The following is a 24269-nucleotide window of genomic DNA, read 5'->3' as shown; positions in this document are numbered from 1 at the left end:
TGAGCCATGGGACTTAGGCATGGGGATGACGCACGGCGCTGCAAAGCAGCGGCCGTGCAGTCTATCAAGCCGGCTCGTGCGATCGACGCCTAGCTTCGTCGAACGGGCTATCGCTCGTGCGGGCCGCTTCGGCTTCAGTCGGCATGCTTCTTATCGAAGTCCCAGACCGCCTCGAAGCCCATCAACGTGCACATGCCCGCGAACGAATAGAGTTCGCCCATGTGCCCGGTCGTGCCCTTGCGTGCCTTGATCTCACCGTAGACTTTCTCAAGCGCCTGCGCGACCGCCAGAAAACCCGAAGCCGGATAGATCGCCAGAGAAAAGCCCAACGCCTGAAGCTCGGCCGGCGTCAATTGCGGCGTGCGGCCGCCTTCCACCACATTCACCAGCAACGGCACTTCGAAGGTCTTGCCGATGATTTCCAACTCCTTTTCCGATTCCGGCGATTCGATGAAGATCACGTCGGCGCCGGCCTTCACGTACATCTCGCCGCGCCGCAGGGCCTCGTCCAGACCCAGCGATGTGCGTGCGTCGGTGCGCGCGACAATCAGCAGATCCGGGTCGATGCGCGCTTCCTTGGCAACCTTGATCTTCTTGACCATTTCCTCGGCCGCGATCACACGTCGCCCCGGCGTATGGCCACATTTCTTCGGAAACTCCTGGTCTTCGAGCTGGATGCCTGCGGCCCCAGCCTTCTCGTAACCGCGCACGGTGTGCGCCACGTTGAGCAGGCCGCCATAGCCGGTGTCGCCATCGCAAATAATCGGCGTCTTGCTCGCGCCGCAAAAAGCGCTCACGCGATTCACCATATCCGTGTAGGTCGCCAGCCCTGCGTCGGCCTCGCCCAGGTAGGACGCCACCGTGCCATAGCCGGTCATATAGAGGCTGTCGAAGCCCATTCGGTCGGCCAGGCGTACCGAGATCATGTCGAAGATGCCGGGCGCCACGACGATTTCTTTACCGGCGAGCTTTTGCTTGAGGATCGAACGTTGGGTTTGAGTCATGATGTCTTCCGTAGTCGGTATCAATCTTGGGTTTGGCCAATTTCTTCAAGGGAACGCTGATTGGTTTCTAGGCCAAACGCCACCAGCGCGACGACCAGCACCACCATGGCGCCGACGATGACCGAGAGCACGTCCTGGATGCCGCCTAATGCATACATGGCGACCACCACCTGCGGCGCGAAGATGCCGGCGATCCGGCCAGCCGCACCGGCAACGCCGTTGCCGCGCAACCGGTTTTCGGTCGGGAACAACTCGGGAACGTAAGTGGCGATCCCCAGCGCCACCAGCAGATACGTCAGGGTGAATAGCACGAAACCGAGCGCCGTCGCCATTTCCACCGAATGCGAATGGCTGTAAAGAAAGCCCACCACCGCGGCGATGAAGGACACGACGATCAGCCCGTTCTTGCGGCCGATCCTGTCTGCCAGCAACACGCCCAGCAGCGCGCCGGCCGGCCCGCCCAGCGACATCAGCGTGGTATAGCCTAGCGAGGACGCCAGCCCAAACCCCTGCCGCACGAGAAAGGTCGGCACCCAGACGATAAAACCGTAGATCACAATGTTGATGCACACTTGCACGCACACGCCCAGGAACGTGCGGCGCAGCAAAGGCGGCGCGAACAAGTTCAATAGCGTGGTGGTCTTCGGCACGACAGGCGGCGGCACCACAACCGGCGGCAACGCCTGCCCACCCGCGACCGTCTCGGCCTCGATCGCGGCCAAAATTTGTTCGGCCTCTTGCAAGCGTCCCTTCGATTCCAGCCAGCGCGGCGATTCCGGCATCTTCTTGCGCACGACCCAGACGATCAGCGCGCCCGCACCGACCACGGCAAACATCGGCCGCCAGCCTATCGTCGGGATAATCAGGTAGCCGAGCAAGGTTGAGAAAAACAAGGCGGAATTGGTGATCAGCGACAAATAGGCAGACCACTTGCCGCGCACTGCCGGTGGAATGAACTCGCCCAGCGAGCCGTAGCCGACCACGATCTCGGCGCCCAGCCCGAGCCCCATGAAAAACCGGCATACGATCAGCCAGTTCATGCTGGGTGCAACGGCCCCCGCCAGCGACGCCACGCCAAAAATGGCCAAGTTGAATTGATAGGTAAACTTGCGGCCTTTGGCGTCGCCGAGCACGCCCGCCGTCAGTGCGCCGATCAGCATGCCGACGAAGGTGGCCGTGAGGAAGTTCGCGTTGAGCTGAATATTCGACCAGCCACTGCGCGTCAAGGCGCCCAGCACCCCGCCGGCAAGATAGATGTCGAAGGAATCGAGGAACATCCCGCCTCCGATCAACCAGAGGATGCGACGATGAAACGCCGAAGTGGGCAATCGGTCCAGACGCGCGCCCGCATTCACGGTTTTCAGCACTGTGTTGTCTCCTTTTTTTATCATTTGCGGCTTTAGGTAGCCGCCTTATTTACTGTCTTATTTGCCGCCTTCGTTGCCGCCTTCGTCGGCAATCAAGTTGAAAACTTAGTTTGCCAACTCGGTTGCCAGCTTTAATTTACTGATTACGCTGCGATGGGCGCGCAGAATATGCGACCTCATGATCGCTTCGGCCCACGCCGCGTCGCGTTGCTCGATCGCGTCGACCATCTCCAAGTGCTGCAGCACGCTGAGTTCTCTGTCGCTATCTTTGTAGTTATTGAAGGTCCACTTGATCAAGGGCACCTCCTTCATCAGATTCAGCAACTGATTCAAGCGCGCATTGCCGCAGGCCGACGTGAGGATTTGGTGAAATTCACGGTTCGCTTCGAACCATAAGTCGAGCGTGGCGTGGTCTTGCTCAAGACGCACCACGCGTTGCATCTCCAACGCCAAGGCCTTGAGTTGCGTGAGATTGTCGGCGCTGATACGTGCAACGGCACGGCCTACCAAATACGGCTCGATCAGCGCACGCGCTTCGAAAATTTCTTCCACGTCCTGGATCGACCACGTCGTTACCCGTACGCCTTGATTGCGTTTGATTTCCAGCCAGCCTTCGGCGCCCAGGCGGCGAAACGCTTCGCGCACCGGCGTACGGCTCACGCCCAGGGCCCGCGCCAATTGCTCCTCGCGGATAAATTCGCCGGGCGCATATTGCATAGTCGCAATCGCCTGTTTGATCGCGGCATAGACGTGATCGTCGGATTTTGGCAGCGTGTCTAGATTCAAGGATGAGCCACACATTGTATGCAACGATTTCGAAAACAGCGTGATATCGCGCCTTAAGCGGGATATTTCGCATTCATTGTATGCAATATGTCGGTGGCATTTAATTGGGGTTACCCCCTGGATCACGCCGCGATAAGCTCGCGGCTAGGCTTTTGACCCCGTGGTCGCAGCCATTTTTGCGGCATGGTAGCCTCGGTCCATTCAACTTATCTACCGAGGCTTACCGATGGACATCGACCATCCCCCGCAACGCCCGTCTTATCGCTATTACGACCTGATCGTTGGAGCTTTTGTAACGGTGCTGTTATGCGCCAACCTGATCGGCGCCGGCAAGGCGGCCGTCATCAACGTGCCGGGCATGGGCCCCTTGGTCTACGGCGCCGGTGTCCTGTTCTTTCCCTTCGCCTATTTGTTCGGCGATATCCTGACTGAAGTCTATGGCTACGCTTACGACAGGCGCGCAGTGTGGGCCGGGTTTGCGGCGTTGATCTTCGCGGCGTTGATGTCGATAGTGGTGCTGGCGCTCCCCACGGCGAGCGGCGACTTCATGGCGCACTATCAGGAAAATCTCGAAGGCGTGTTCGGCAATACGCCGCGCATCGTGGTCGGCTCGATCACGGCCTTCTGGAGCGGCAGCCTGGTGAACAGCTACGTGTTGGCGAAAGTGAAAATCTGGAGCCGTGGACGGCACTTGTGGTTGCGCACGATAGGCTCCACGGCAGTGGGTGAGGCGGTCGATTCGACACTCTTCTACATGATCGCGTTCTACGCGATCTGGCCGACCACTCAGGTGATACACGTTGCGCTCGCGCAATACGTGTTCAAAACAAGTTGGGAAGTGTTCGCCACGCCACTGACTTACTTGATCGTCAATTGGCTCAAACGCGCCGAACAGCGCGACCACTACGATCGCGGCACAAACTTCACGCCGTTCCGGGTCAGGATTTGACGCGCATTTGAAGCCCCCCCCCGAACGCCCCTCGAAGGACGCCCCCTACCTTCGCGGGTCAGAAAAAACAAAACCCCACGCTTCGAGAAACGTGGGGTTCATCCGTCATGTATAGCGACCGGCTCAGCTCAACCGGCTCAAGCCGACAGTGACATCTGCTCGCGTTTGGCTACCGCACTCGAGCGGTACAGAACCAACGTACCGATCAAGCCGCATACAGCCGCAAAACTCATCCACAAGCCCGGCGCACCGTTGTTACCGGTTACCTTGATCAGGTAGGTCGAAACCGCCGGCGTGAAACCGCCGAAAAGTGCAGTCGCCAGGCTATACGCCAGCGAGAAGCCGGAGGTGCGCACGTCGATTGGCATCACCTCGGTGAGCGCCACCACCATCGCGCCGTTGTAGCTACCGTACAGGAAGGACAGCCACAACTCCGCGACCAGCATCTTCTCGAACGTGGGTACGTTGACCAGCCATGCCATCACCGGATACGCGGTCAGGATGGTCAGGATCGTGAAGCCGAGCAGCAACGGCTTGCGCCCTACCCGATCCGACAGCGCGCCCATGACCGGCAGCCAGAACAGGTTCGACACGCCGACGAAGAAGGTCACGACCAAGCTGTCGGTGACCGACAGCTTCAATACGCTACGCCCGAACGTGGGCGTATAAACGGTAATCAAATAGAACGAAACGGTGGTCATGACAACCAGCATCATGCCGGCCAGCACGATGCCCCAGTTGCGCACGATGGAGCCGAAAATTTCGCCCGCGCTCGGACGGTGCTTGCGGGCGAGGAACACATCCGTTTCCTGCAGCGAACGGCGGATCATGAAGATAAACGGAATGATCATGCAACCGATGAAGAACGGGATACGCCAGCCCCAGGCGGCGATCACGTCGTGCGCCAAGGTCAGGCTCAGCACATAGCCGATGATCGCCGCTACGATGATCGCGACCTGCTGGCTGGCCGACTGCCAACTCACGTAATAGCCCTTTTGCCCTGGCGGCGCCATTTCGGAGAGATACACCGACACACCGCCCAGCTCCACACCCGCCGAAAAACCCTGAAGCAAGCGACCGATCAATACCAGTAGCGGTGCGAACAAGCCTATCGTCGCGTAGCCCGGCACGAACGCGATGAGCACGGTGCCCATCCCCATGATCACCAGGGTGGTGATCAACCCGAGGCGACGGCCTACCTTATCGATATAAGCGCCGAGTACGATGGCCCCGACCGGCCGCATGATGAAACCCGCGCCGAAGGTGCCGAACGTCAGCATCAAGGAAGCAAATTCGTTTTCTGCGGGAAAAAAAGTTTTAGCGATATACGTCGCGTAAAAGCCGAACAGGAAAAAGTCGAACATTTCGAGGAAATTTCCGCTGGTCACGCGGAACACCATCCCGAGCTTCGATTGTGTCGGACTTGCAATCGACATGCTTGTTGCCTCCAAAATTTGTATCTAATCTGCGCACTGCAGTACGTCGTGGTTTAGCAATATTGCGCGCAATCGGCGCCATGGCAAGTCGAAGCCAGGCTCGTTTTGCTGCGGGCGAATCGCGCGCTCAGCCGGTTTATGAAGATAGCATTTTCCCCGGCATCCCGGCGCACGCCGCACGGGCTTGCGAACCGTTTTTTTTATAAACCCCGCAATCCGGCGCTGTTTTTTTAGCATGCGGGCCGACCAGCCTCGGGTAACTACCGATAGACATCAAGCTGCACAGAACCATGACGCCCCGCGCCCGCCGCCCAGTGATTGTTGCCCGGCTCACCATGCTCCCCAAAAAAACAGCCCGACCAGATATTTTCTGGCGGGCTGTTTCATGCGGCGTAACTGGCCGGGTAAAAGCGCGCGCTTAGCCTAGAACAAGTGACGAAAGATCCAGAACAAGGCACCCGACAGGCAGATCGAAACCGGCAAAGTCAGAACCCATGCCATCACCATGTTGCGGATGGTGCCCATCTGCAAGCCGGAGCCGTTGGCCATCATTGCACCCGCCACGCCGGACGACAATACGTGGGTCGTACTGACCGGCAAACCGAAGGCATCCGCCGCGCCTATGGTGGCCATCGCCACCACCTCGGCACTGGCGCCTTGCGCGTAATTCAGATGATCCTTGCCGATCTTTTCGCCCACCGTTACGACGATACGCTTCCAGCCCACCATCGTGCCCAGGCCCAACGCGATTGCGACCGCAACCTTGACCCAGGTCGGGATGAATTTGGTCGACGCGTCGAGTGAATCGCGGTAGGCCTTCAGTGCATCGGAATCGCTCTTGTCCTGCCCGATCCGATGGTTCTTGTCGATCAATCGGATCGCTTCACCGGTCAGGTACATGTCGTTGCGTATGTTGGTCGCGGCTGCGGGCGGCACCGTATCGACCGACCCGAAATGGGAGACACGTTCGGCAGTCTCACGAATCAGCGTGCTCAATGCGGCGTCGGGCACCGGTGCGGTTTGTGGAGTGCGAATAAACGTCGTCACAGCGGGACGCGGATCGGTACCCGCGGCAAATTGCGCACCATCGGTCTGTTTATCGAAAACCGCCGCGGCCTGTTGCGAATACAGGGCGAATTTCGCTTCTTGCTCGGCCGGCACGGCATGGTTGAGCGCATAAACCGTGGGCACCGTGCCGATCAGGATCAGCATGATCAAGCCCATGCCTTTTTGACCATCGTTGGAACCGTGCGCGAAACTCACGCCGGTACAGGTCAGGATCAGCAGCGAGCGTATCCACAACGGCGGCGGCTCATTACCTTTGGGGGCTTTGTACAACGCCGGGACCTTGATCAGCGATTTAGCCAGCCACAACAACAAGGCCGCAGCGAAAAAGCCGATCAATGGCGAAAACAGCAGCGCTTTGCCGATGCTCGCCGCCTGGGACCAATCCACGCCGCTCACAGCGGTGCTGACAGCCATCAATTGGTTCATCAGTCCAACACCGATGATCGAGCCTATCATCGTGTGCGAGCTGGATGACGGCAGGCCGAAGTACCATGTGCCGAGGTTCCAGATAATGGCCGCGATCAACAGCGCGAATACCATGGCAAAACCTGCGCTGCTGCCCACCTGCAAAATCAATTCGACCGGCAACAGCGTAATGATCCCGAACGCTACCGCGCCGCTCGAAGTCAGCACGCCGGCGAAATTCCAGAATCCCGACCAGACCACGGCGATCGGCGGGCTCAGCGAATTGGTGTAGATCACGGTAGCCACGGCGTTCGCGGTGTCGTGGAAGCCGTTGACGAATTCGAAGCCCAGCGCAATCATCAGCGCCACCCCCAACAGCAAATAGGGCAAGAAGGTTAGCGGCGGCCCGCTGGCCAGATCGCCAACCAAATGCGCGCCCGAATAGCCCAGCCCGGCGATCAGGAAAATACCGAACAAGCCCAGGCCGAGCCACTTCTGGCTATCCTTTTGTGCGCTTTTGTCGAACCGATTGCTTGCAGATGGTTGTGACATGATCTTTCTCGCGAAAGCAACGAAGGGAATGTGGAGATCGGGACAGACCATGGACCAGCATGCTTGCGGGAGCAAATCGGCCGGCGACAGTTGCCGCGACGTGCGAATGTCTTTTAATTGCCGCGTCGCCGTAGCTTAGTTCGCCAAAATGACACTTTAATGACAGTCACGTACTGCTTATCAATTTAAATCATAAACGAAAAACCGGCCGAAGCCGGTCGTTAAGAAAAAGACAATCGCTATCGCAAGCGCGATAAAAATCGCCACAACCACACAGTAAACCAGCACATTAATTTTGCTTGATGAGCCTGCTCATTAAGCCTGCTCATTAGGCTACTTAGTACGCCTCGCACGACGCCCCGGCATAGCCTATGCTTGCTGATGCTTGCTGCGGCACACCGGCTTTTCAGTTCAGCGCCAAGGCCTGCGCCGCGTTGACCGGACTGCCTTCGAGTGCAAGCGACGGACGTCCGTCAGGGCCGACCGGTACGTCGCCGACCAACGTGACCCGATAAAGTTGGCGATCGAACGCGAGGTCGAAAATATCGGTAGGTGCGAGGTGGGCGGTAGCCCGGTTATCCCAGAACGCGACGCTGCCCGCTTCCCATTTGAAACGCACGGTCAATTCGGGTCGCGTCACGTGTTCCCAGAGCAACTCCAGCAAGACCTGGCTTTCGCGTGGCGTCACGCCGACGATGTGCTTGAGAAAGCTCGGACTCACAAAGAGCGCCCGCTCGCCGGTTTCCGGATGAACGCGCACGAGCGGATGTTCGCTGACCAGTGCAGTACGCTGCACCGCATCATCGAAATCACGCGTGGGGGCGGCACCCGCCGGTGCGGTGAAACGATGCACGCCGCGCAGGCCATCGACCAGCCTGCGCACCGGCTCGGACAAAGTCTCGTACGCTCTCACCAGATTGGTCCATTGCGTGTCGCCGCCATACGGTGGAATCGTCACGCCGCGCAATATCGACGCGTAAGGTGGGTTGACCGCTGCGGTCACGTCGGTATGCCAGCCCGACCAGGGTCTGAGTACCGGCTGACCGGCGAAGCGGTTCGCCTTGCGATCCTTGCCGACCGAATAGATCTCGGGATGGCCGTCGACGTGTCCGAATACGGGGTGACCGACGGTCAGATCTCCAAAGTGACGGGCAAACGCGATCTGCTGCGCATGCGACAGAAACTGCTCGCGAAAAAATACCACTTTCCATTTGAGCAGCGCCGCGCGTATCGTCGCGACCTGCGAGTCGCTCAACGAGGCAGCGAGGTCGACGCCGGAAATCTCGGCGCCGATGTGGGCCGATAGCGGTTTTACTTCCACACTGGAATGATGCTCAAGTACGGCTGCGTTCATGCGGTGGTCTCCTGGTGAGTTCGAGACCCTGGCTCATGCCTGGATCACTCACAGGCATGTTAGGCGCCCCCGCCGCCTCGCCCAACCGACTTATTTTCATTTGCAAAGCAGGCTGGCTTGATTAAGCTTGTGACTCGAAGCTTGTGACTCGAAGCTTGTGACCCAAAGCTTGCGCCTCAACGCTTGCCGCCTGAGGCTGACGGCGTGACGCTACCACCGAGCGTTCCCGATCCAAGCGCCAGCCCGTGTCTAAATCGCGCCCTGCTGCGGTTCGCCGGTGCTGATCGCCCGATCGATCAAGCCTTCGTCTGCCGCTTTGCGCGCGGCGCGGTCGAGAAAATCGTCGGTCGATTCCAGTGCGCTCTTGATCGATCCGATCACGCCAAGGATATCCATCACCACCAGCGTCTTGGCCGAATCGGCGGTGCTGATCACCGCGCGCGCGCCGTCGGGACCTTCAGCCAACGCCACACAAAAAGGCGTCGGTTGGCCGTTGATCGTATGCTCGAAAGTTTTAATCATTGCAATTTCCCGGTTAAGAATGTGACGGCCAATGTGACGGCTAGCGATTGTGCTCAAGCCGTTTGGATCGCAGCGTCCCAAAATGGTTGCAATGATCATCGCCGCGCAGTTCGCGACGCACCACACGAACGATGTCAGCGCTAACGCGACGGGACCGCCAGCGCCAAAGGGGGCGCTACGTTTGCCAATAACCTTTCGCGCCATACGCGGCTTTGAGATGCTGGATAAACAAGCGGACTTTGGCCGGTACATGGCGTTGCTGCGAATACACCGCGAGGATGTCGTATTGCGGCAGCGCAAACTCATCCAGCACCGTTTCGAGTTCGCCGCTTTCCAATTGCGATTGGATTTCCCATTGCGAGCGCCAGCCCAGCCCCAGTCCCTCGCTCATCCAGCGATGCAATAGCTCGCCGTCGTTGCAATCCAGATTGCCGTCCACGCGCAGCGTCACCGGCTTGCCGCGTTGCCTGAAATACCAGCCGCGCTGCTGCCCGCCCTGCAGGTTAAAGGCAAGGCAATTGTGCTGGGCCAGATCCTCCAAGGTATGGGGCACACCATATTTTTTGAAATATTCGGGCGTGCCGCATACCACGCGCTGATTGGACGCGAGCTTGATCGCGACGAAACTCGGATCGATATTGCCGCCGATCCGTATCCCCATGTCATAGCCCTCCTGAACCAGATCGACCACGCGATCGGTCAGGTTGAATGAAATCTTCAGATCCGGATGCGCCGCGACAAACGCTCGTGCATGCGGTGCGACATGCTTGCGCCCGAACGCGGCCGGCGCCGACACCACAAGGTGGCCGGTCACCTTATGGCGCCCCTCGGAAATCGCATTTTCGGCAAGCTCCAGTTCGCCCAACAGCTTGCGGCACTGGTCGAGATAGACCGATCCTTCCTCGGTCAGCACCAGCCGACGCGTGGTCCTGTGCAGCAATCGCACACCCAGGCGCGATTCGAGCGCCTCGACACGCCGCCCGACGATTACCGGCGTGACATGCAGCACAGCTGCCGCGGCGGCAAAGCTGCTTTTGTCCGACGCCGTCACAAACGCTTCGATTTGTTTGAATTTATCCACGGTGCAGCGATCTCCCGGTTCAACTCATTACTTCACTCATTACTTCAGCTCATTAGTCCAACACATCGTCCCAGCCCTTCCATTCGATACTTTTGGTACGCAATCCCTATCTTAATCCTCCAATTATCAAATTTGTACCTAGCCACTACCATCGACCCAGGTGAAAAAAACGTTCGATCAGGAGGAAACCAGCATGCCGAAGATGACAGCAGCACAGGCCGCCGTATGGGTGATGCAAAAAGAAGGCGTCGCGCAGGCGTTCGGCGTACCCGGCGCCGCGATCAATCCGCTCTACGCCGCGCTCAAGACCCAGGGCACCATCAAGCATGTGCTCGCGCGTCACGTCGAGGGTGCATCGCACATGGCCGAGGGCTACACGCGTGCGCGTGCCGGCAACATAGGAGTGTGCATCGGCACGTCTGGCCCCGGTGGCACCGACATGATCACGGGCTTGTATTCCGCGCAGGCCGATTCGATTCCAATCTTGTGCATTACCGGCCAGGCGCCGCGTGCGCGCTTGTACAAGGAAGATTTCCAGGCAGTCGATATCGAATCGATCTCCAAACCGGTGACCAAGTGGTCGGTGATGGTGCGCGAGCCGGCGCTGGTGCCGCAGGTGTTTCAGCAGGCGTTTCATGTGATGCGTTCGGGCCGTCCAGGCCCGGTGCTGATCGACCTGCCCTATGACGTGCAAATGGCCGAGATCGAATTCGATCCCGACATGTACGAGCCGCTGCCGGTGTATAAGCCCCGTGCAACGCTCAAGCAAATCGAAAAAGCGTTGACCATGCTCAACGCCGCGCAGCGTCCGTTGATCGTATCGGGCGGCGGTGTCGTGAACGCGGACGCCGCGGCGCTGCTGGTGGAGTTTGCCGAGATCGTCAACGTACCGGTGATCCCGACATTGATGGGCTGGGGCACGATTCCCGACGATCACGCCTTGATGGCCGGCATGGCCGGGCTGCAGACCAGCCACCGCTACGGCAACGCCACCGTGCTGGCGTCGGACTTCATGCTGGGTATCGGCAATCGCTGGGGCAATCGGTTTACCGGTTCGATGGAAGTGTTCACCAAAGGCCGCACCTTTGTCCACGTCGATGTCGAACCGACCCAGATCGGCCGCGTGTTCGGGCCGGATTTCGGCATCGCATCCGACGCCGGAGCGGCGCTCGAACTGTTCGTCGAAACCGCCAGGAAGTGGCGCGACGCCGGCAAGCTCAAGGCGCGCGACACCTGGGTGGCCGAGTGCCAGCAGCGCAAGCGCACCATGCTGCGCAAGACCGATTTCGACAACGAACCGATCAAGCCGCAACGCGTGTACCAGGAAATGAACGCCGTATTCGGCCGCGACACGCGCTACGTCAGCAACATCGGCCTGTCGCAGATTGCCGGTGCGCAATTCCTGCATGTGTATAAGGCGCGCAACTGGATCAACTGCGGCCAAGCGGGTCCGTTGGGCTGGAGCGTGCCGGCCGCGCTCGGCGTGCGGGCCGCCGATGCGAATGCGGAGATCGTAGCGGTCACCGGCGACTACGACTTCCAGTTCCTGATCGAAGAGCTGGCCGCCGGTGCGCAATTCAAACTGCCCTACATCCACGTGCTCGTGAACAACTCCTATCTCGGGTTGATCCGCCAGGCGCAGCGCACCTTCGACATCGATTACTGCGTTTCGCTCGCGTTCGAGAACATCAATGCACCCGAGCTCAAAGGCTATGGCGTCGATCACGTCGCCGTGACCGAAGGTTTGGGTTGCAAGGCGATCCGCGTGTTCAAGCCCGATCTGATCCGCCCAGCGCTCGAGCAAGCGCGCAAATGGGTCAAGGAGTATCAGGTGCCGGTGGTCGTCGAAGTGATACTCGAGCGCATCACCAATATCGCCATGGGCACCGAGATCGACAAGATCAACGAGTTCGAAGAAATCCTGGATATCAAGGAATAGTCATGACCAAACTTGCCGCAAACCTGACGATGCTTTTTACCGAAGTGCCGTTTATGAAAAGGTTTGAACAAGCCGCACTGCATGGTTTTCGGGGTGTGGAGTTTCTGTTCCCGTATGCGTTCCACATGGCCGAGATCGGCGATCAGCTCAACCTGTATCAACTCGATCTCGTGCTGCATAACCTGCCGGCCGGCGATTGGGCCGCGGGTGAGCGTGGCATCGCCTGCCATCCGAAGCGAGTCGGCGAATTCAAGGAAGGCGTGGACGAGGCGATCCAATACGCCAAGGCACTTGGCGTGAAGCAGCTCAATTGCCTGAGCGGTATCGTGCCGCCGGACCTGCCACGGGAACAGGCGTTAGCCACCCTGGTCGAGAATCTGCGGTTCGCTGCAGACAAGTTGAAAAAGGAAAACATCCGTCTGCTGATCGAGCCGATCAATTGCTTCGATATTCCGGGGTTCGTGCTGACCGGCACGCACCAAGCGCTAGACCTGATCGCGCAAACCGGCTCGGACAATATTTTCGTGCAGTACGACATCTATCACATGCAACGCATGGAAGGCGAATTGGCCCAGACCCTGCAAGAGAACCTCGCCCGTATCAAGCATGTGCAGCTCGCCGACAATCCGGGCCGATTCGAACCCGGCACCGGCGAGATCAACTATCGCTTCCTGTTTGCGTGGCTGGAGGAGATCGGCTACGACGGATGGATCGGCTGCGAATACAAGCCCAAAACGAACACCGTGGATGGGCTGAAATGGCGCGCCGAGCATGGCGTGTAATTTCGGCGCTGGCGGGCGCGGCCTAGCGGCGGCGCGCGTGTCTTAGCGGCGGCGCACGCATTTATCCCTCATCCAAACACGAACCATCGGTAATCAGGAGTCGAGCATGGCAAAAGTCGGATTCATTGGTCTTGGCATCATGGGTACGCCCATGGCCGCCAATCTGCAGGCAGGCGGCCATCAATTGTATTTGCACGATCGGCGCCCCCTACCCGTAGAGCTGACCGGTCACGGCGCGGTCACGTGCGCTTCGGGCGCCGAGGTTGCGCAACAGTCCGATATCGTGATCGTGATGGTGCCCGATACGCCTCACGTGCAAGCGGTGCTGTTCGATGCGCACGGCGTGGCGTCGGGCCTTTCGTCCGGAAAAATCGTCATCGACATGAGTTCGATTTCGCCGATCGCGACCAAGGAGTTCGCGAGCAAGATCAATGCGCTCGGCTGCGACTACCTGGACGCTCCGGTGTCGGGCGGCGAAGTTGGCGCCAAGGCCGCCTCGCTGACCATCATGGTCGGCGGTCCGGAAAAAGCGTTCGACAAGGTCAAGCCGCTGTTCGAGCTGATGGGCAAAAACATTACGCTGGTGGGCGGCAATGGCGACGGGCAGACCACCAAGGTCGCCAATCAGATCATCGTCGCGCTCAATATCCAGGCGGTCGCCGAGGCGCTGCTGTTCGCTTCGAAAGCGGGCGCCGACCCGGCCAAGGTGCGCCAGGCGCTCATGGGCGGTTTCGCATCGTCGCGCATCCTGGAGGTACACGGCGAGCGCATGGTCAAGCGTACCTTCAATCCCGGCTTTCGCATCGAGCTGCATCAGAAAGATTTGAATCTCGCCTTGCAAGGCGCCAAGGCCCTCGGTATCTCGCTGCCCAACACGGCTACCGCGCAGGAACTGATGAACGCGTGCGCGGCGCACGACATGGGCCAGTTGGACCACTCGGCGCTGTGTCGCGCGATCGAGCTGATGTCGAACCATCAGATCGCGCAAGGCTGAAGCTCATGAGACGACAACGCAAAGCCAAGATCATCGCCACCCTGGGCCCTGCCAGCAGCGACCAGGCGATGATCCGCAAGCTGTTCGACGCGGGCACCGATGTGTTTCGCCTGAATTTCAGTCACGGCACTCACGAAGACCACCGCCGTCGGCTCGAAGCCGTGCGTGCGGTCGAGCGCGACGTGGGCCGCCCGATCGGCATTCTTGCCGATATGCAGGGCCCGAAGCTGCGCATCGGCACATTTGCCGAGGAGCGCGTCGAGGTACAAGCGGGCCAGCAATTCGTACTGGATCGCGATCCGACGCCGGGCAATAGTTCGCGCGTTTATCTGCCCCATCCCGAGTTATTCGACGTGGTCGCACCGGGCCAATCGCTGTTGATCGATGATGGAAAAGTGCAGCTTGTGATCGACAGCGTCACCGCTGTGCGGATCGTGACGCATGTGGCCAACCGCGGCATCCTGTCGAACCGCAAGGGCGTCAACGTGCCCGACGCTGTGGTGCCGATCGCGGCACTCACCGAGAAGGATCTGGTCGACCTCGATTTTGCGTTGTCGCTTGGCGTCGACTGGATCGGTCTTTCGTTCGTGCAAAGCGAAGCCGATGTGCTCGATGCGCGCAAGCTGATCGGCAACCGCGCCGGCTTGCTCACGAAAATAGAAAAACCGCAGGCACTGGGCGAGCTCGAGTTGATCATCAATGCCAGCGATGTCGTGATGGTGGCGCGCGGCGATCTGGGCGTGGAGCTGCCGCCCGAGCGCGTACCTGGTGTGCAAAAGCGCATTCTTCGCGTGTGCCGGCAATTCGGCAAGCCCGTGGTGGTGGCGACGCAGATGCTGGAATCGATGGTGGATTCGCCGGTGCCGACCCGCGCCGAAGCGTCCGATGTCGCCAGTGCGATCTATGACGGTGCGGACTGCGTCATGCTGTCGGCCGAGTCGGCCAGCGGCAAGCATCCGGTCGCGGCCGTGGCGATGATGAATCGCATCGTGGTGGAGGCCGAGCGCGATCCGTTTTATCGCAAGCTCATCGATGCGCAACACGAAACACCGCTATCGACGCGTCAGGATGCGATCTGCGCGGCGCTGCGCGAAGTCACGCAGATCATCGGTGCGGTCGCCAGCGTGACCTACACCTCGTCGGGTGCGACCAGCCTGCGAGCGGCACGCGAACGCCCGGGCGCGCCTATCGTCAGCATTACGCCGCATGTTCACATAGCCCGGCGCCTCGCGGTTGCCTGGGGCGTGCACTCTACTGTCAGCCCCGATGTGCAAAACGTCGATGAGATGGTGAGAGCGGCGTGCGATGCGGTGGTGACCGAGGGGTATGCGGTGGCGGGCGATCAGATCACGATCGCCGCCGGGATGCCGTTTGGGCAAGGCGGCACGACCAACCTGCTGCGTGTGGCCGAAGTCGGGGCTATGTGAACGCGCTACAGGGGCCTGCTACAGGGGGGCGCTACATGAGCGGGCTACATGAGCAAACAACGTAATCGGCGCAACACCCTGGCCGAGGCCGCCCCCCTCCCCGAGGGTTCACGCCGGAGGGCGTGAATCTTGGACTTCGCTTGGAGCGGGCTGGCTCGCGTTGCGGGTCGGTTCATTCTCCGCCGGTTGCTTCGAGCGCTGCGCTTGCGTGAGCATATTCGCGGACGACGCACCGATCGCATCCGTGAACGGTCGCGGATATACGCCCACGAAGAGCACCAATGCGGCCATCGCGCCCAGCATCACAAATTCGCGCTTGCCGATGTCGCGTAGTCGCGCCACGTTATGGTTAGCCACCGCGCCGAAGAACACGCGTTTGTACATCGACAAGGTGTAAGCGGCACTCAGAATGAGCGTCAGCCCGGCCAATGCGCCGATCCAGAAACTGAACTTGATTGCACCCAAGATCACCAGGAACTCGCCCACAAAGCCCGATGTGCCTGGCAGGCCGACATTGGCCATCGCGAAGATCATCGCGAACACCGCGAATTTCGGCATCACGTTGGCGACCCCGCCATAGGCGTCGATCGCTCCGGTATGCATTCTTTCGTGGAACATCCCGATGCAAAGAAAGAGCGCACCCGAGACAAAACCGTACGAAATCATCTGCACTATCGCGCCTTCAGCCGCGACCCCGTTGAAGACGAAGAGACCCAGCGTCACGAGTCCCATATGCGCGACCGACGAGTAAGCGGCCAGCTTGCTCATATCGACTTGTGCGAGCGCGACGAGGCTCCCGTAGATAACCGCCACCAGTGACAGCACGATCATCACCGGTGCGAAGAAATGGCTGGCGTCGGGCGTGATGGGCAGAGAGAACCGCAAGAAGCCGTAGGCGCCCAGCTTCAGCATGCTCAGCATGACGGATGCGCCCGTCGGCGCTTCAAGATGGACTTGCGGCAACCACGTATGGACCGGCCACATCGGTACCTTGACCGCGAAGGCCGCGAAGAAGGCGATGAAGATCAGCAGTTGCGCCGTAAAGCCGAGCTGCAAATTCCGCCAAGCGTCCATATCGAAGGTATGCGATTGCTGGTGCAGATAGAGCAGCGCAACCAACATCAGTAGCGAGCCGATCAACGAGAAGAAGAAAAACCTCATCGCAGCCGCTACCCTGCTCGCGCCGCCCCAAGCGCCGATCAACAAGTACATCGGGATCAAGGTCGCTTCGAAAAACACGAAAAACAACATGCCGTCGAGCGACGCGAATACGCCCGTCATCATGCCCGAAAGGAACAGGAACGACGCGAGATACTGCGCAACGCGATAGGTAATCACGTTCCACGACGCGATCACAATGATGAGCGTTGTGAATGCCGTTAGCACCACCAGCCACAAGGAGATACCGTCGATCCCCAGGTGATAGGCAATGTTGAACTCGGGTATCCAGTCGTGAAGCTCGACGAACTGCATGGCCGCGGTGGCGTCGTTAAAGCCCGCAATCAGCGGGATCGTTAACAACAGACTCACGATAGAGCCTATGAGCGCAAGCCAGCGCGAGGCTGCCGGCTTACTGTCCGAGCCTGTCAGCAAGATGAGAATGCCGAATAGGATGGGAACCCAGATCGCCAGGCTCAGATACGGAACGGGAAACGTGCTTAAAAGCGGGACGGATTGCATTGAATGACAGGGCCTTGTAATTCTTGCGACGCTCCCAGGCGGCCTGGGAAAATGAAAGCTTTGTAAGAAAATCGGATAAAAAAAACTGTTCCCGGGTGCAACGCGGCTGCCGCTGTAAGGAAGCCATCACACCCAACAGGACCTGAATTAAGCCCAAGGGTTAACGAGGATAATTCAATCTCAATTATTTTGCAGCGCACCAAAATAAGGGCCTGGCAATTTGGTTGAAAGCCTTTATTTTCGGGGGTTTCAGGGCGCTCCCAACACAACGGAATGCGCGCTCGCACATTTCCTGCTTGGGCGTTACGCGAATTTGATGGGGGTCAGAGCAACTGCGGGCACGTTTTGACGTCAAATCGCTCGCCGTCGGACGGTGGCTTCGATTACGCTAAACCATACAATTACCTTTCAATTTTCGTCGATGGCTCGGGAAAACTGTCGCCCCTGTTTCGCCGCGAGACAGCTCATCCGCGCACTGGCCGCGCGATCCCGGGCCGCATGCACGCAGCCAAATCGGGAAATCCCGGACATCCAGAATCCATGGTTCGCGCTACGCTGGTTACAGGAGGAGGCAAACCATGAGAAAAGCATTCAACCTTGCCGTAGCCGCGATCCTTGTTTTTGTTATTTCGGATCGCGCATTCATGCATGCGCAAGCAGGGGAACCGGCCTCGATAACATGTGCAAAAGGCGCTGAGCTGGTCAAATCGGACGCGTTGGGAAAGGGCTATCCGGAGATCATGTCCACTGCGCAGAGTGAAAATTTCCTATCGAATTGCCTGGTTACCGGCCGCGCGAACGTGGGCGATCTAATCGCGCGCAATTAAAACCCATGATGCATGGCGGGCAGGCGGGCGGCATCGGCTCCAGTCAGCCTATCCATTTCGCCTACCTCTGGCCTATTTCGCCTATCGGCCTATCAATCGACACTCAGTGTGTTCGAAAGCGTGCCTATGCCGACGATGCTCACTTCCACGGTTGCGCCGTCCTTGATGGAACCGATGCCGATTGAAGTCCCGCAGGCAATCACGTCCCCTGGCAGCAATGTCATGTCCCGAGAGATCATGCTGACCTGCTCGGCCGGCGAAAAAACCATATCGGACAAGGGATAGTTCTGGCGTTCGACGCCATCTAGCGTGGTGACCACGTTGGCGCCAGCCCACTCGAAATCAGTGGCGATAGCCGGTCCGATGCAGCCGAACGTGTCGTAGCCTTTGGCCCGACACCATTGAGCGAAATTCGGGTCTTCGTTGAGCAGATCGCCCGCAGTCACGTCGTTGACGCAGGTATAGCCGAAGATATAATCGGCAGCGTCCGCCACGGACACATTGCTGCACGCCCGGCCGATCACGATGCCCAACTCCCCTTCATACGCAATTTTCCCACCATAGCCGACCGGTCGACGGATCGCCTCGCGCGGCCCCGCGAGGCTGGTCGACGGCTTGATCAAGAATAGCGGATGCTTGGGAATCGACTTGCCGAGCTTGGCCGACAAGGCGTGGAAGTTATTCCACAACGCGACGATCTTGCCGGGCACGCACGGGCTCAGCAAAGTCAGCGCATCAAGCTTATGCACTCGACCTGTCGCGACCGGCTTGCCGAAAAGATCACCTTCGTATTCGCTCACGGCGTCGCCGTCGAGGACACCAAAGCCAAGCGTATCCCGACCCATTGTGTAACGGACCCATTGCTTCATTGATTTTTTCCTTTCTTCGACCGCGGGCTCATTCAACGAAAAATTCGCAGCCAAATTATTTAGTTATGCATAATTTATATGAAAGTCCTCCGGAAACGAAATGCCCCGCCCCCGGCCACTACCCTCAGATTACGTGTTCGCTTCTAAGCGTCTCGATGTATTGGTCGCTATACCCGAGCTGCGCGAGTATGTCTTCCGTGTGTTCGCCAAGCAAAGGCGAACGGGTCACGTGGGTCGGACTATCCGACAGCTTGATCGGATTGCCCACCGTCAGATATTTGCCGCGCTTGGGATGGTCGACCTCGACGATAGTCCCGGTCGCCCGCAACTCGGTGTCTTCGGCAATCTCCTTCATCGACAGGATAGGTCCGCACGGAATATCGTACTGGTTCAGGATTTCCATGGCCTCGAACTTGGTCTTGGTCATGGTCCATTGCTCGATGCGCGCGAAGATCGGTTTCAGATGCAGCAGTCGCGCAGCCGGTGTCGCGTAGCCGTCGTCATGGATCCAACTTTCTTCGCCGATGACCTTGCAGATAGCCGGCCACACCGCGCCCTGGGTGATGAAATAAATGTAGGAGTTGGGATCGGTCTCCCAGCCCTTGCATTTCAGGATCGAACCCGGTTGGCCGCCGCCCGAGGCATTACCCGCGCGGGGCACCGCGTCGCCAAATTTCGCGTCGGGATATTGCGGATACTCATGCATCGTGCCGGTGCGCTCAAGCCGCTGCTGATCGCGCAGCTTGACGCGACACAAATTGAGCACGGCGTCCTGCATGGCCGCCAGTACCTTCTGGCCACGCCCGGTGGTATTGCGCTGGAACAGTGCCACCATGATGCCCAGCGCCAGATGCAAGCCCGTGCCGCTATCGCCGATCTGTGCCCCGGTGACCATCGGCGGTCCATCATCGAAGCCCGAGGTCGAAGCGGAGCCGCCGGCACATTGCGCCACGTTCTCATAGACCTTGCAGTGCTCGTATTTGCCTGCGCCGAAACCTTTGACAGACGCCACAACCATACGCGGGTTGAGCTCGTTGATGCGCTCCCAGGTAAAACCCATGCGATCCAGCGCGCCCGGCGCGAAGTTCTCGACCAGCACGTCGCAATGCTTGATCAGGGTTTCGAGGATTTCCTTGCCCTTCGCGGTTTTGGTGTCCAGCGTGATCGAGCGCTTGTTGTGATTGAGCATCGTGAAATACAAGCTATCGACATCGGGAATATCGCGCAATTGCGCGCGCGTCGCATCGCCCTCGCCCGCGCGTTCGACCTTGATCACGTCGGCGCCGAACCATGCCAGTAACTGCGTACAGGTGGGACCCGATTGCACGTGGGTAAAATCCAATATCCGAACGCCTTTGAGTGCCTCGCTCATCGTCTTCTCCTTCCTGCTCAAAAGGCCATAGTGCCGCGGCCGCGGTCTACCAGTGCCGGGTGCCGCGGTCTACCGATGCCGGCGCCGCGGTCTACTTTACCCTGCCGACTTGGCTTCCAATTCGGTCAAGCGTTTGCGCAAACTGCGCTCTTCGTTAAAGCGCACCGTCTCGTCACGCATGATGGCCGCAATCCCCGATACTTTTTTCTGCGCGTCGTACAGCATCGCCACGGTAAATGCGATCGACATCGCACGCCCATCCTTATGCACCGCCGGCACGCGCAGCACATCGTGACCATAGCGAGTCTGGCCGGTTTCCATGGTCTTGTTATAACCATCCCAATGGCGTTGGCGCAAGCGCTCGGGAATGATCAAGTCGAGCGACTGCCCGATCGCTTCCTCGCGCGTAAAGCCGAACATGAACTCTGCGGCCGGGTTCCACAACGTGATGGCGCCGTTCGCATCGGAAATGACGACGGCGTCGCCAATCGACGCGATCAGCTGCTCGAAATCTATGGTTGATTGCATCTGGCTCTCCGAAGGGTTTCAATTGGCTATCTTAAGCGAATACGGCGCCCACATCGGGCGCCGTATTCATGAGTTCCGAAGCGCCACCGCTGGATATCCGGTGTGAGATCCGCAGCCCCCGGCTTGCAATTCGCCCGGCGGCTGTAGATCGGCGCAACCTACCCTAGCCCTTAAACCGCATTAGCCGTATGCAACTTGGCGATTTGTTCCGAGTTGTAGCCAAGGCCGGCCAGCACCTCGTCCGTGTGTTCGCCCAGCAGCGGAGACCCGGTGATCTCGGGTTTCATGTCCGAGAACTTGATCGGGCTGCCCACCGTCAGATAGGGGCCACGTTCCTTATGCTGGACTTCCACAATGGTCCCGCTGGCGCGCAACGACTCATCGTTGGCCAGTTCTTTCATCGTCAGCACCGGTGCGCACGGAATATCGAATTTGCGCAGAATATCGACTGCTTCGAACTTGGTCTTGTCGGCAAGCCATACTTCGATCGCGGCGAAAATTTCGGTGATATGCGGCTGACGTGCCTGGGCCGTCGCGTAGGCCGGATCGTCGATCCACTCAGGCTTGCCGAGCGCCTTGCAGATCGGCGCCCAAGCGTGACCCTGGATCGTGAAGTAGATATAAGCGTTCGGATCGGTTTCCCAGCCCTTGCACTTGAGCACCCAACCCGGTTGGCCGCCGCCACCCGCGTTGCCGCCGCGCGGCACGACATCGCTGAATTCGCCATGCGGGTATTGCGGATACTCTTCCAGGAAACCCAGACGGTCCAGGCGTTGCTGATCGCGCAGTTTGACGCGGCACAGGTTAAGCACGCTGTCCTGCATCGAGACCGCCACGCGCTGGCCCTTGCCGGTTTTTTCGCGGCCGATCAGCGCGGTCAAGATACCGATCGCCAGATGCATACCCGTGTTGCTATCGCCCAGCGCCGCAGCGCTGATCGTCGGCGGGCCGTCCCAGAAACCGGTGGTCGAAGCCGCACCGCCGGCGCATTGCGCGACGTTTTCGTAGACCTTCAAGTCGTCATAGTGGTGACCGTCGCTGAAACCCTTGACCGATGCAACGATCATCTTCGGATTCAGTTCCTTCAGAACCTCCCACGAGAATCCCATGCGGTCCAACGCGCCCGGACCGAAATTCTCGACCAGCACGTCGGATTCCCGAATCAGCTTTTCCAGTACTTCCTTGCCTTCGGGTTTCTTCGTGTCCAGCGTCAGCGACCGCTTGTTGCTGTTGAGCATCGTGAAGTACAACGCGTCGACGTCGGGGATGTCGCGCAACTGAGTGCGCGTTACGTCGCCCGAACCGGGACGTTCAACCTTGATCACGTCGGCGCCGAACCAAGCCAACATCTGCGTACATGCCGGACCCGCTTGCACGTGGGTGAAGTCGATGATCTTGATGCCCTCGAGGGGTTTGCTGCTCATTTGGTGTTCTCCTGGGTTGGATAGCCTGGGTTGATAGCTTTTATTTCTTTTTCGCGCTTTGCGGGTTCAAATTCGTCAGACGTCCGCTCTCGGTACCTGCGGCTTCGTCGATAACGGCGTTGATCAGTGTCGGCTTACCGGATTCGATGGCTTCACGAAGCGCACGGGTCAGCTCTGCCGGCGTCGTGACGTGGCAGCCGATGCCACCGAATGCCTCTATCATCTTGTCGTAGCGGGCACCCTTGACGAACACCGTGGGCGCCACATCCTTGCCGCCCGTCGGGTTCACGTCGGTGCCGCGATATACGCCGTTGTTATTGAAGACGATCGTGCAGACCGGCAGGTCATAGCGGCAGATGGTCTCCAACTCCATGCCGCTGAAGCCGAACGCGCTGTCGCCTTCGATCGCCACGACCGGCTTGCCGCTGGTGACCGCAGCGCCAATCGCAAAGCCCATCCCGATGCCCATGATGCCCCAGGTACCGGAGTCGAAACGCTTGCGCGGTTCGTACATATCGATGATGCTGCGCGCGTAGTCGAGCGTGTTCGCGCCTTCGTTGACGACGTTGATGTCGGGGCGCGTCTTCAGCACGTCGCGAATCGCACGCAGGGCGCTATGGAAATTCATCGGAGACGGATTTTGGTCGAGCGTGGCCGCCATCTTCGCCAGGTTCTTTTCCTTGCGCTCGGCGATCGCTCCCGTCCATTCGGCGTTGGGCTTGGCGAAGCCGGAATCGATGCCGGCCAGCAGCGCCGACACGCAGGAGCCGATGTCACCGATGACCGGTGCTGCGATCGCCACGTTGCTGTCGATTTCCGTGGGCGAGATGTCGACCTGGATGAACTGCTTCGGTCCGCCCCAGGTCTTGCCCTTGCCATGCGACAACAGCCAGTTCAGGCGTGCACCGATCAGCAGTACAACATCGGCCTCGGCCAGTACGAACGAGCGTGCGGCTGAAGCCGACTGCGCGTGGGTGTCTGGCAACAGGCCCTTGGCCATCGACATTGGCAGATAAGGAATGCCGGTCTTTTCCACGAGCGCGCGGATGTCCGCATCGGCCTGAGCGTAGGCTGCGCCTTTACCCAGCAGTATCAACGGCCGCTTGGCGCCCTTGAGCACCTCGAGCGCGCGCTTGATCGAATCGGGCGCGGGGATTTGACGCGGAGCGGCGTCGACTACGCGCACCAGCGATTTCTTCCCTTGCACTGCGTCCAACGTTTGGGCCAGCAGTTTCGCCGGCAAATCCAGATATACGCCGCCGGGGCGGCCGGACACCGCCGCACGGATCGCGCGCGCTACGCCGATGCCGATGTCTTCGGCATGCAGAATACGGTAGGCGGCCTTGGCATAGGGCTTGGCTGCGTTGAGTTGGTCCATCTCTTCATAGTCGCCCTGCTGCAGGTCGACAATTTCTCGCTCGCTCGACCCGCTGATCAGGATCATCGGAAAGCAGTTGGTGGTTGCATTGGCCAGCGCAGTCAGGCCATTCAGGAAACCGGGCGCGGACACGGTCATGCAGATCCCGGGCTTTTGCGTCATATAGCCGGCGATCGCCGCCGCGTTGCCCGCGTGCTGTTCATGACGAAAACCGATGAAGCGCATGCCTTCGGCTTGCGCGAGGCGCGCCAGGTCGGTGATCGGAATGCCGACCAGACCGAAGATGGTGTCGATGTCGTTTAGTTTCAAAGCATCGATGACCAGATGGAAACCGTCGGTCACTTCTTGTGCTTGTGCGTCGTTTGTCATATTGAGATGTCTCTCCGTCTTTTTATGACTGCTAGATGGTGGTGTGCGATTTCACTGATGTCCCGACCCTGTCGTAGCGCGCCAGCTAGCTGCGAGTTGCTCAGGACCCTGTGATATACAATATTTCATACACAAAATTAATTCAACACATTTTTT

At 59.2% G+C, this 24269-nt stretch carries 20 protein-coding genes; 6 read left to right on the top strand and 14 right to left on the bottom strand.

Features of this window, described 5'->3' with window-relative positions:
* Positions 1-134 precede the first annotated feature (134 nt).
* The 3 genes from GSQ77_RS17370 to GSQ77_RS17360 all read right to left on the bottom strand — a co-directional run bounded on the left by GSQ77_RS17370 (position 135) and on the right by GSQ77_RS17360 (position 3157).
* Positions 135-1004: an oxaloacetate decarboxylase gene (locus tag GSQ77_RS17370; RefSeq protein WP_158904032.1), complete on the bottom strand. Its 870-nt coding sequence runs from the start codon at positions 1002-1004 to the stop codon at positions 135-137.
* A 20-nt stretch (positions 1005-1024) separates the two neighbouring features.
* Positions 1025-2371 (bottom strand): MFS transporter, encoded by a 1347-nt coding sequence (locus GSQ77_RS17365; protein ID WP_254067677.1) that lies wholly within the window; start codon positions 2369-2371, stop codon positions 1025-1027.
* Between the two features lie 105 nt (positions 2372-2476).
* A complete protein-coding gene (locus GSQ77_RS17360) occupies positions 2477-3157 on the bottom strand; it encodes a GntR family transcriptional regulator (RefSeq protein ID WP_254067676.1) in 681 nt (226 codons plus the stop codon).
* Between the two features lie 226 nt (positions 3158-3383).
* On the opposite strand from GSQ77_RS17360, the gene GSQ77_RS17355 reads away from it, so the two are divergent.
* Positions 3384-4106, top strand: coding sequence for a queuosine precursor transporter (locus tag GSQ77_RS17355; protein ID WP_158904029.1), 723 nt, complete (start codon positions 3384-3386; stop codon positions 4104-4106).
* 137 nt (positions 4107-4243) lie between these two features.
* Here GSQ77_RS17355 and GSQ77_RS17350 read toward each other — a convergent pair whose 3' ends face one another.
* The 5 genes from GSQ77_RS17350 to GSQ77_RS17330 all read right to left on the bottom strand — a co-directional run bounded on the left by GSQ77_RS17350 (position 4244) and on the right by GSQ77_RS17330 (position 10524).
* Positions 4244-5542, bottom strand: a complete 1299-nt coding sequence (locus GSQ77_RS17350; protein WP_158904028.1) for an MFS transporter — start codon at positions 5540-5542, stop codon at positions 4244-4246.
* Between the two features lie 423 nt (positions 5543-5965).
* A complete protein-coding gene (locus GSQ77_RS17345; RefSeq protein ID WP_158904027.1) occupies positions 5966-7567 on the bottom strand; it encodes an inorganic phosphate transporter in 1602 nt (533 codons plus the stop codon).
* 406 nt (positions 7568-7973) lie between these two features.
* Positions 7974-8921 carry a TauD/TfdA family dioxygenase gene (locus tag GSQ77_RS17340; protein ID WP_158904026.1) on the bottom strand — a complete coding sequence of 316 codons (948 nt, stop codon included), beginning with the start codon at positions 8919-8921 and terminating at the stop codon, positions 7974-7976.
* A 249-nt stretch (positions 8922-9170) separates the two neighbouring features.
* Positions 9171-9443: a hypothetical protein gene (locus tag GSQ77_RS17335; protein WP_158904025.1), complete on the bottom strand. Its 273-nt coding sequence runs from the start codon at positions 9441-9443 to the stop codon at positions 9171-9173.
* 175 nt (positions 9444-9618) lie between these two features.
* Positions 9619-10524 (bottom strand): LysR family transcriptional regulator, encoded by a 906-nt coding sequence (locus GSQ77_RS17330; protein ID WP_158904024.1) that lies wholly within the window; start codon positions 10522-10524, stop codon positions 9619-9621.
* A gap of 193 nt (positions 10525-10717) precedes the next feature.
* Here GSQ77_RS17330 and gcl point away from each other — a divergent pair, with 193 nt between their 5' ends.
* The 4 genes from gcl to pyk all read left to right on the top strand — a co-directional run bounded on the left by gcl (position 10718) and on the right by pyk (position 15666).
* Positions 10718-12463 carry a glyoxylate carboligase gene (gene gcl, locus GSQ77_RS17325; RefSeq protein WP_158904023.1) on the top strand — a complete coding sequence of 582 codons (1746 nt, stop codon included), beginning with the start codon at positions 10718-10720 and terminating at the stop codon, positions 12461-12463.
* Positions 12464-12465: 2 nt separating this feature from the next.
* Positions 12466-13245 carry a hydroxypyruvate isomerase gene (hyi, locus tag GSQ77_RS17320; protein ID WP_158904022.1) on the top strand — a complete coding sequence of 260 codons (780 nt, stop codon included), beginning with the start codon at positions 12466-12468 and terminating at the stop codon, positions 13243-13245.
* Positions 13246-13330: 85 nt separating this feature from the next.
* Positions 13331-14239 carry a 2-hydroxy-3-oxopropionate reductase gene (gene glxR / locus GSQ77_RS17315; protein WP_301951170.1) on the top strand — a complete coding sequence of 303 codons (909 nt, stop codon included), beginning with the start codon at positions 13331-13333 and terminating at the stop codon, positions 14237-14239.
* A gap of 5 nt (positions 14240-14244) precedes the next feature.
* On the top strand, positions 14245-15666 hold the full coding sequence (pyk, locus tag GSQ77_RS17310; RefSeq protein WP_158904020.1) for a pyruvate kinase: 1422 nt from the start codon (positions 14245-14247) through the stop codon (positions 15664-15666).
* 108 nt (positions 15667-15774) lie between these two features.
* Here the strand turns inward: pyk and GSQ77_RS17305 are convergent, their stop codons facing one another.
* Complete coding sequence (locus GSQ77_RS17305) at positions 15775-17346, bottom strand: NADH-quinone oxidoreductase subunit M (protein ID WP_158904019.1); 1572 nt, start codon at positions 17344-17346, stop codon at positions 15775-15777.
* Positions 17347-17924: 578 nt separating this feature from the next.
* On the opposite strand from GSQ77_RS17305, the gene GSQ77_RS17300 reads away from it, so the two are divergent.
* Positions 17925-18173, top strand: coding sequence for a hypothetical protein (locus GSQ77_RS17300; protein WP_158904018.1), 249 nt, complete (start codon positions 17925-17927; stop codon positions 18171-18173).
* A 92-nt stretch (positions 18174-18265) separates the two neighbouring features.
* On the opposite strand, the gene GSQ77_RS17295 is transcribed toward GSQ77_RS17300, so the two are convergent.
* The 5 genes from GSQ77_RS17295 to oxc all read right to left on the bottom strand — a co-directional run bounded on the left by GSQ77_RS17295 (position 18266) and on the right by oxc (position 24113).
* On the bottom strand, positions 18266-19042 hold the full coding sequence (locus GSQ77_RS17295) for a fumarylacetoacetate hydrolase family protein (protein WP_158904017.1): 777 nt from the start codon (positions 19040-19042) through the stop codon (positions 18266-18268).
* A 124-nt stretch (positions 19043-19166) separates the two neighbouring features.
* Complete coding sequence (gene frc, locus GSQ77_RS17290; RefSeq protein ID WP_158904016.1) at positions 19167-20414, bottom strand: formyl-CoA transferase; 1248 nt, start codon at positions 20412-20414, stop codon at positions 19167-19169.
* Positions 20415-20510: 96 nt separating this feature from the next.
* Entirely contained in the window at positions 20511-20942 is a 432-nt protein-coding gene (locus GSQ77_RS17285) for a PAS domain-containing protein (RefSeq protein ID WP_158904015.1), read from the bottom strand.
* A 170-nt stretch (positions 20943-21112) separates the two neighbouring features.
* A complete protein-coding gene (gene frc / locus GSQ77_RS17280; RefSeq protein WP_158904014.1) occupies positions 21113-22366 on the bottom strand; it encodes a formyl-CoA transferase in 1254 nt (417 codons plus the stop codon).
* 40 nt (positions 22367-22406) lie between these two features.
* On the bottom strand, positions 22407-24113 hold the full coding sequence (oxc, locus tag GSQ77_RS17275; RefSeq protein ID WP_158904013.1) for an oxalyl-CoA decarboxylase: 1707 nt from the start codon (positions 24111-24113) through the stop codon (positions 22407-22409).
* Positions 24114-24269: the final 156 nt, after the last annotated feature.

This window comes from Burkholderia sp. L27(2015), assembly GCF_009765705.1.
Taxonomy (GTDB): domain Bacteria; phylum Pseudomonadota; class Gammaproteobacteria; order Burkholderiales; family Burkholderiaceae; genus LMUX01.
The sequence above is the reverse complement of the archived record's forward strand: the minus strand, read 5'-3'. Positions and strand labels throughout refer to the sequence as shown.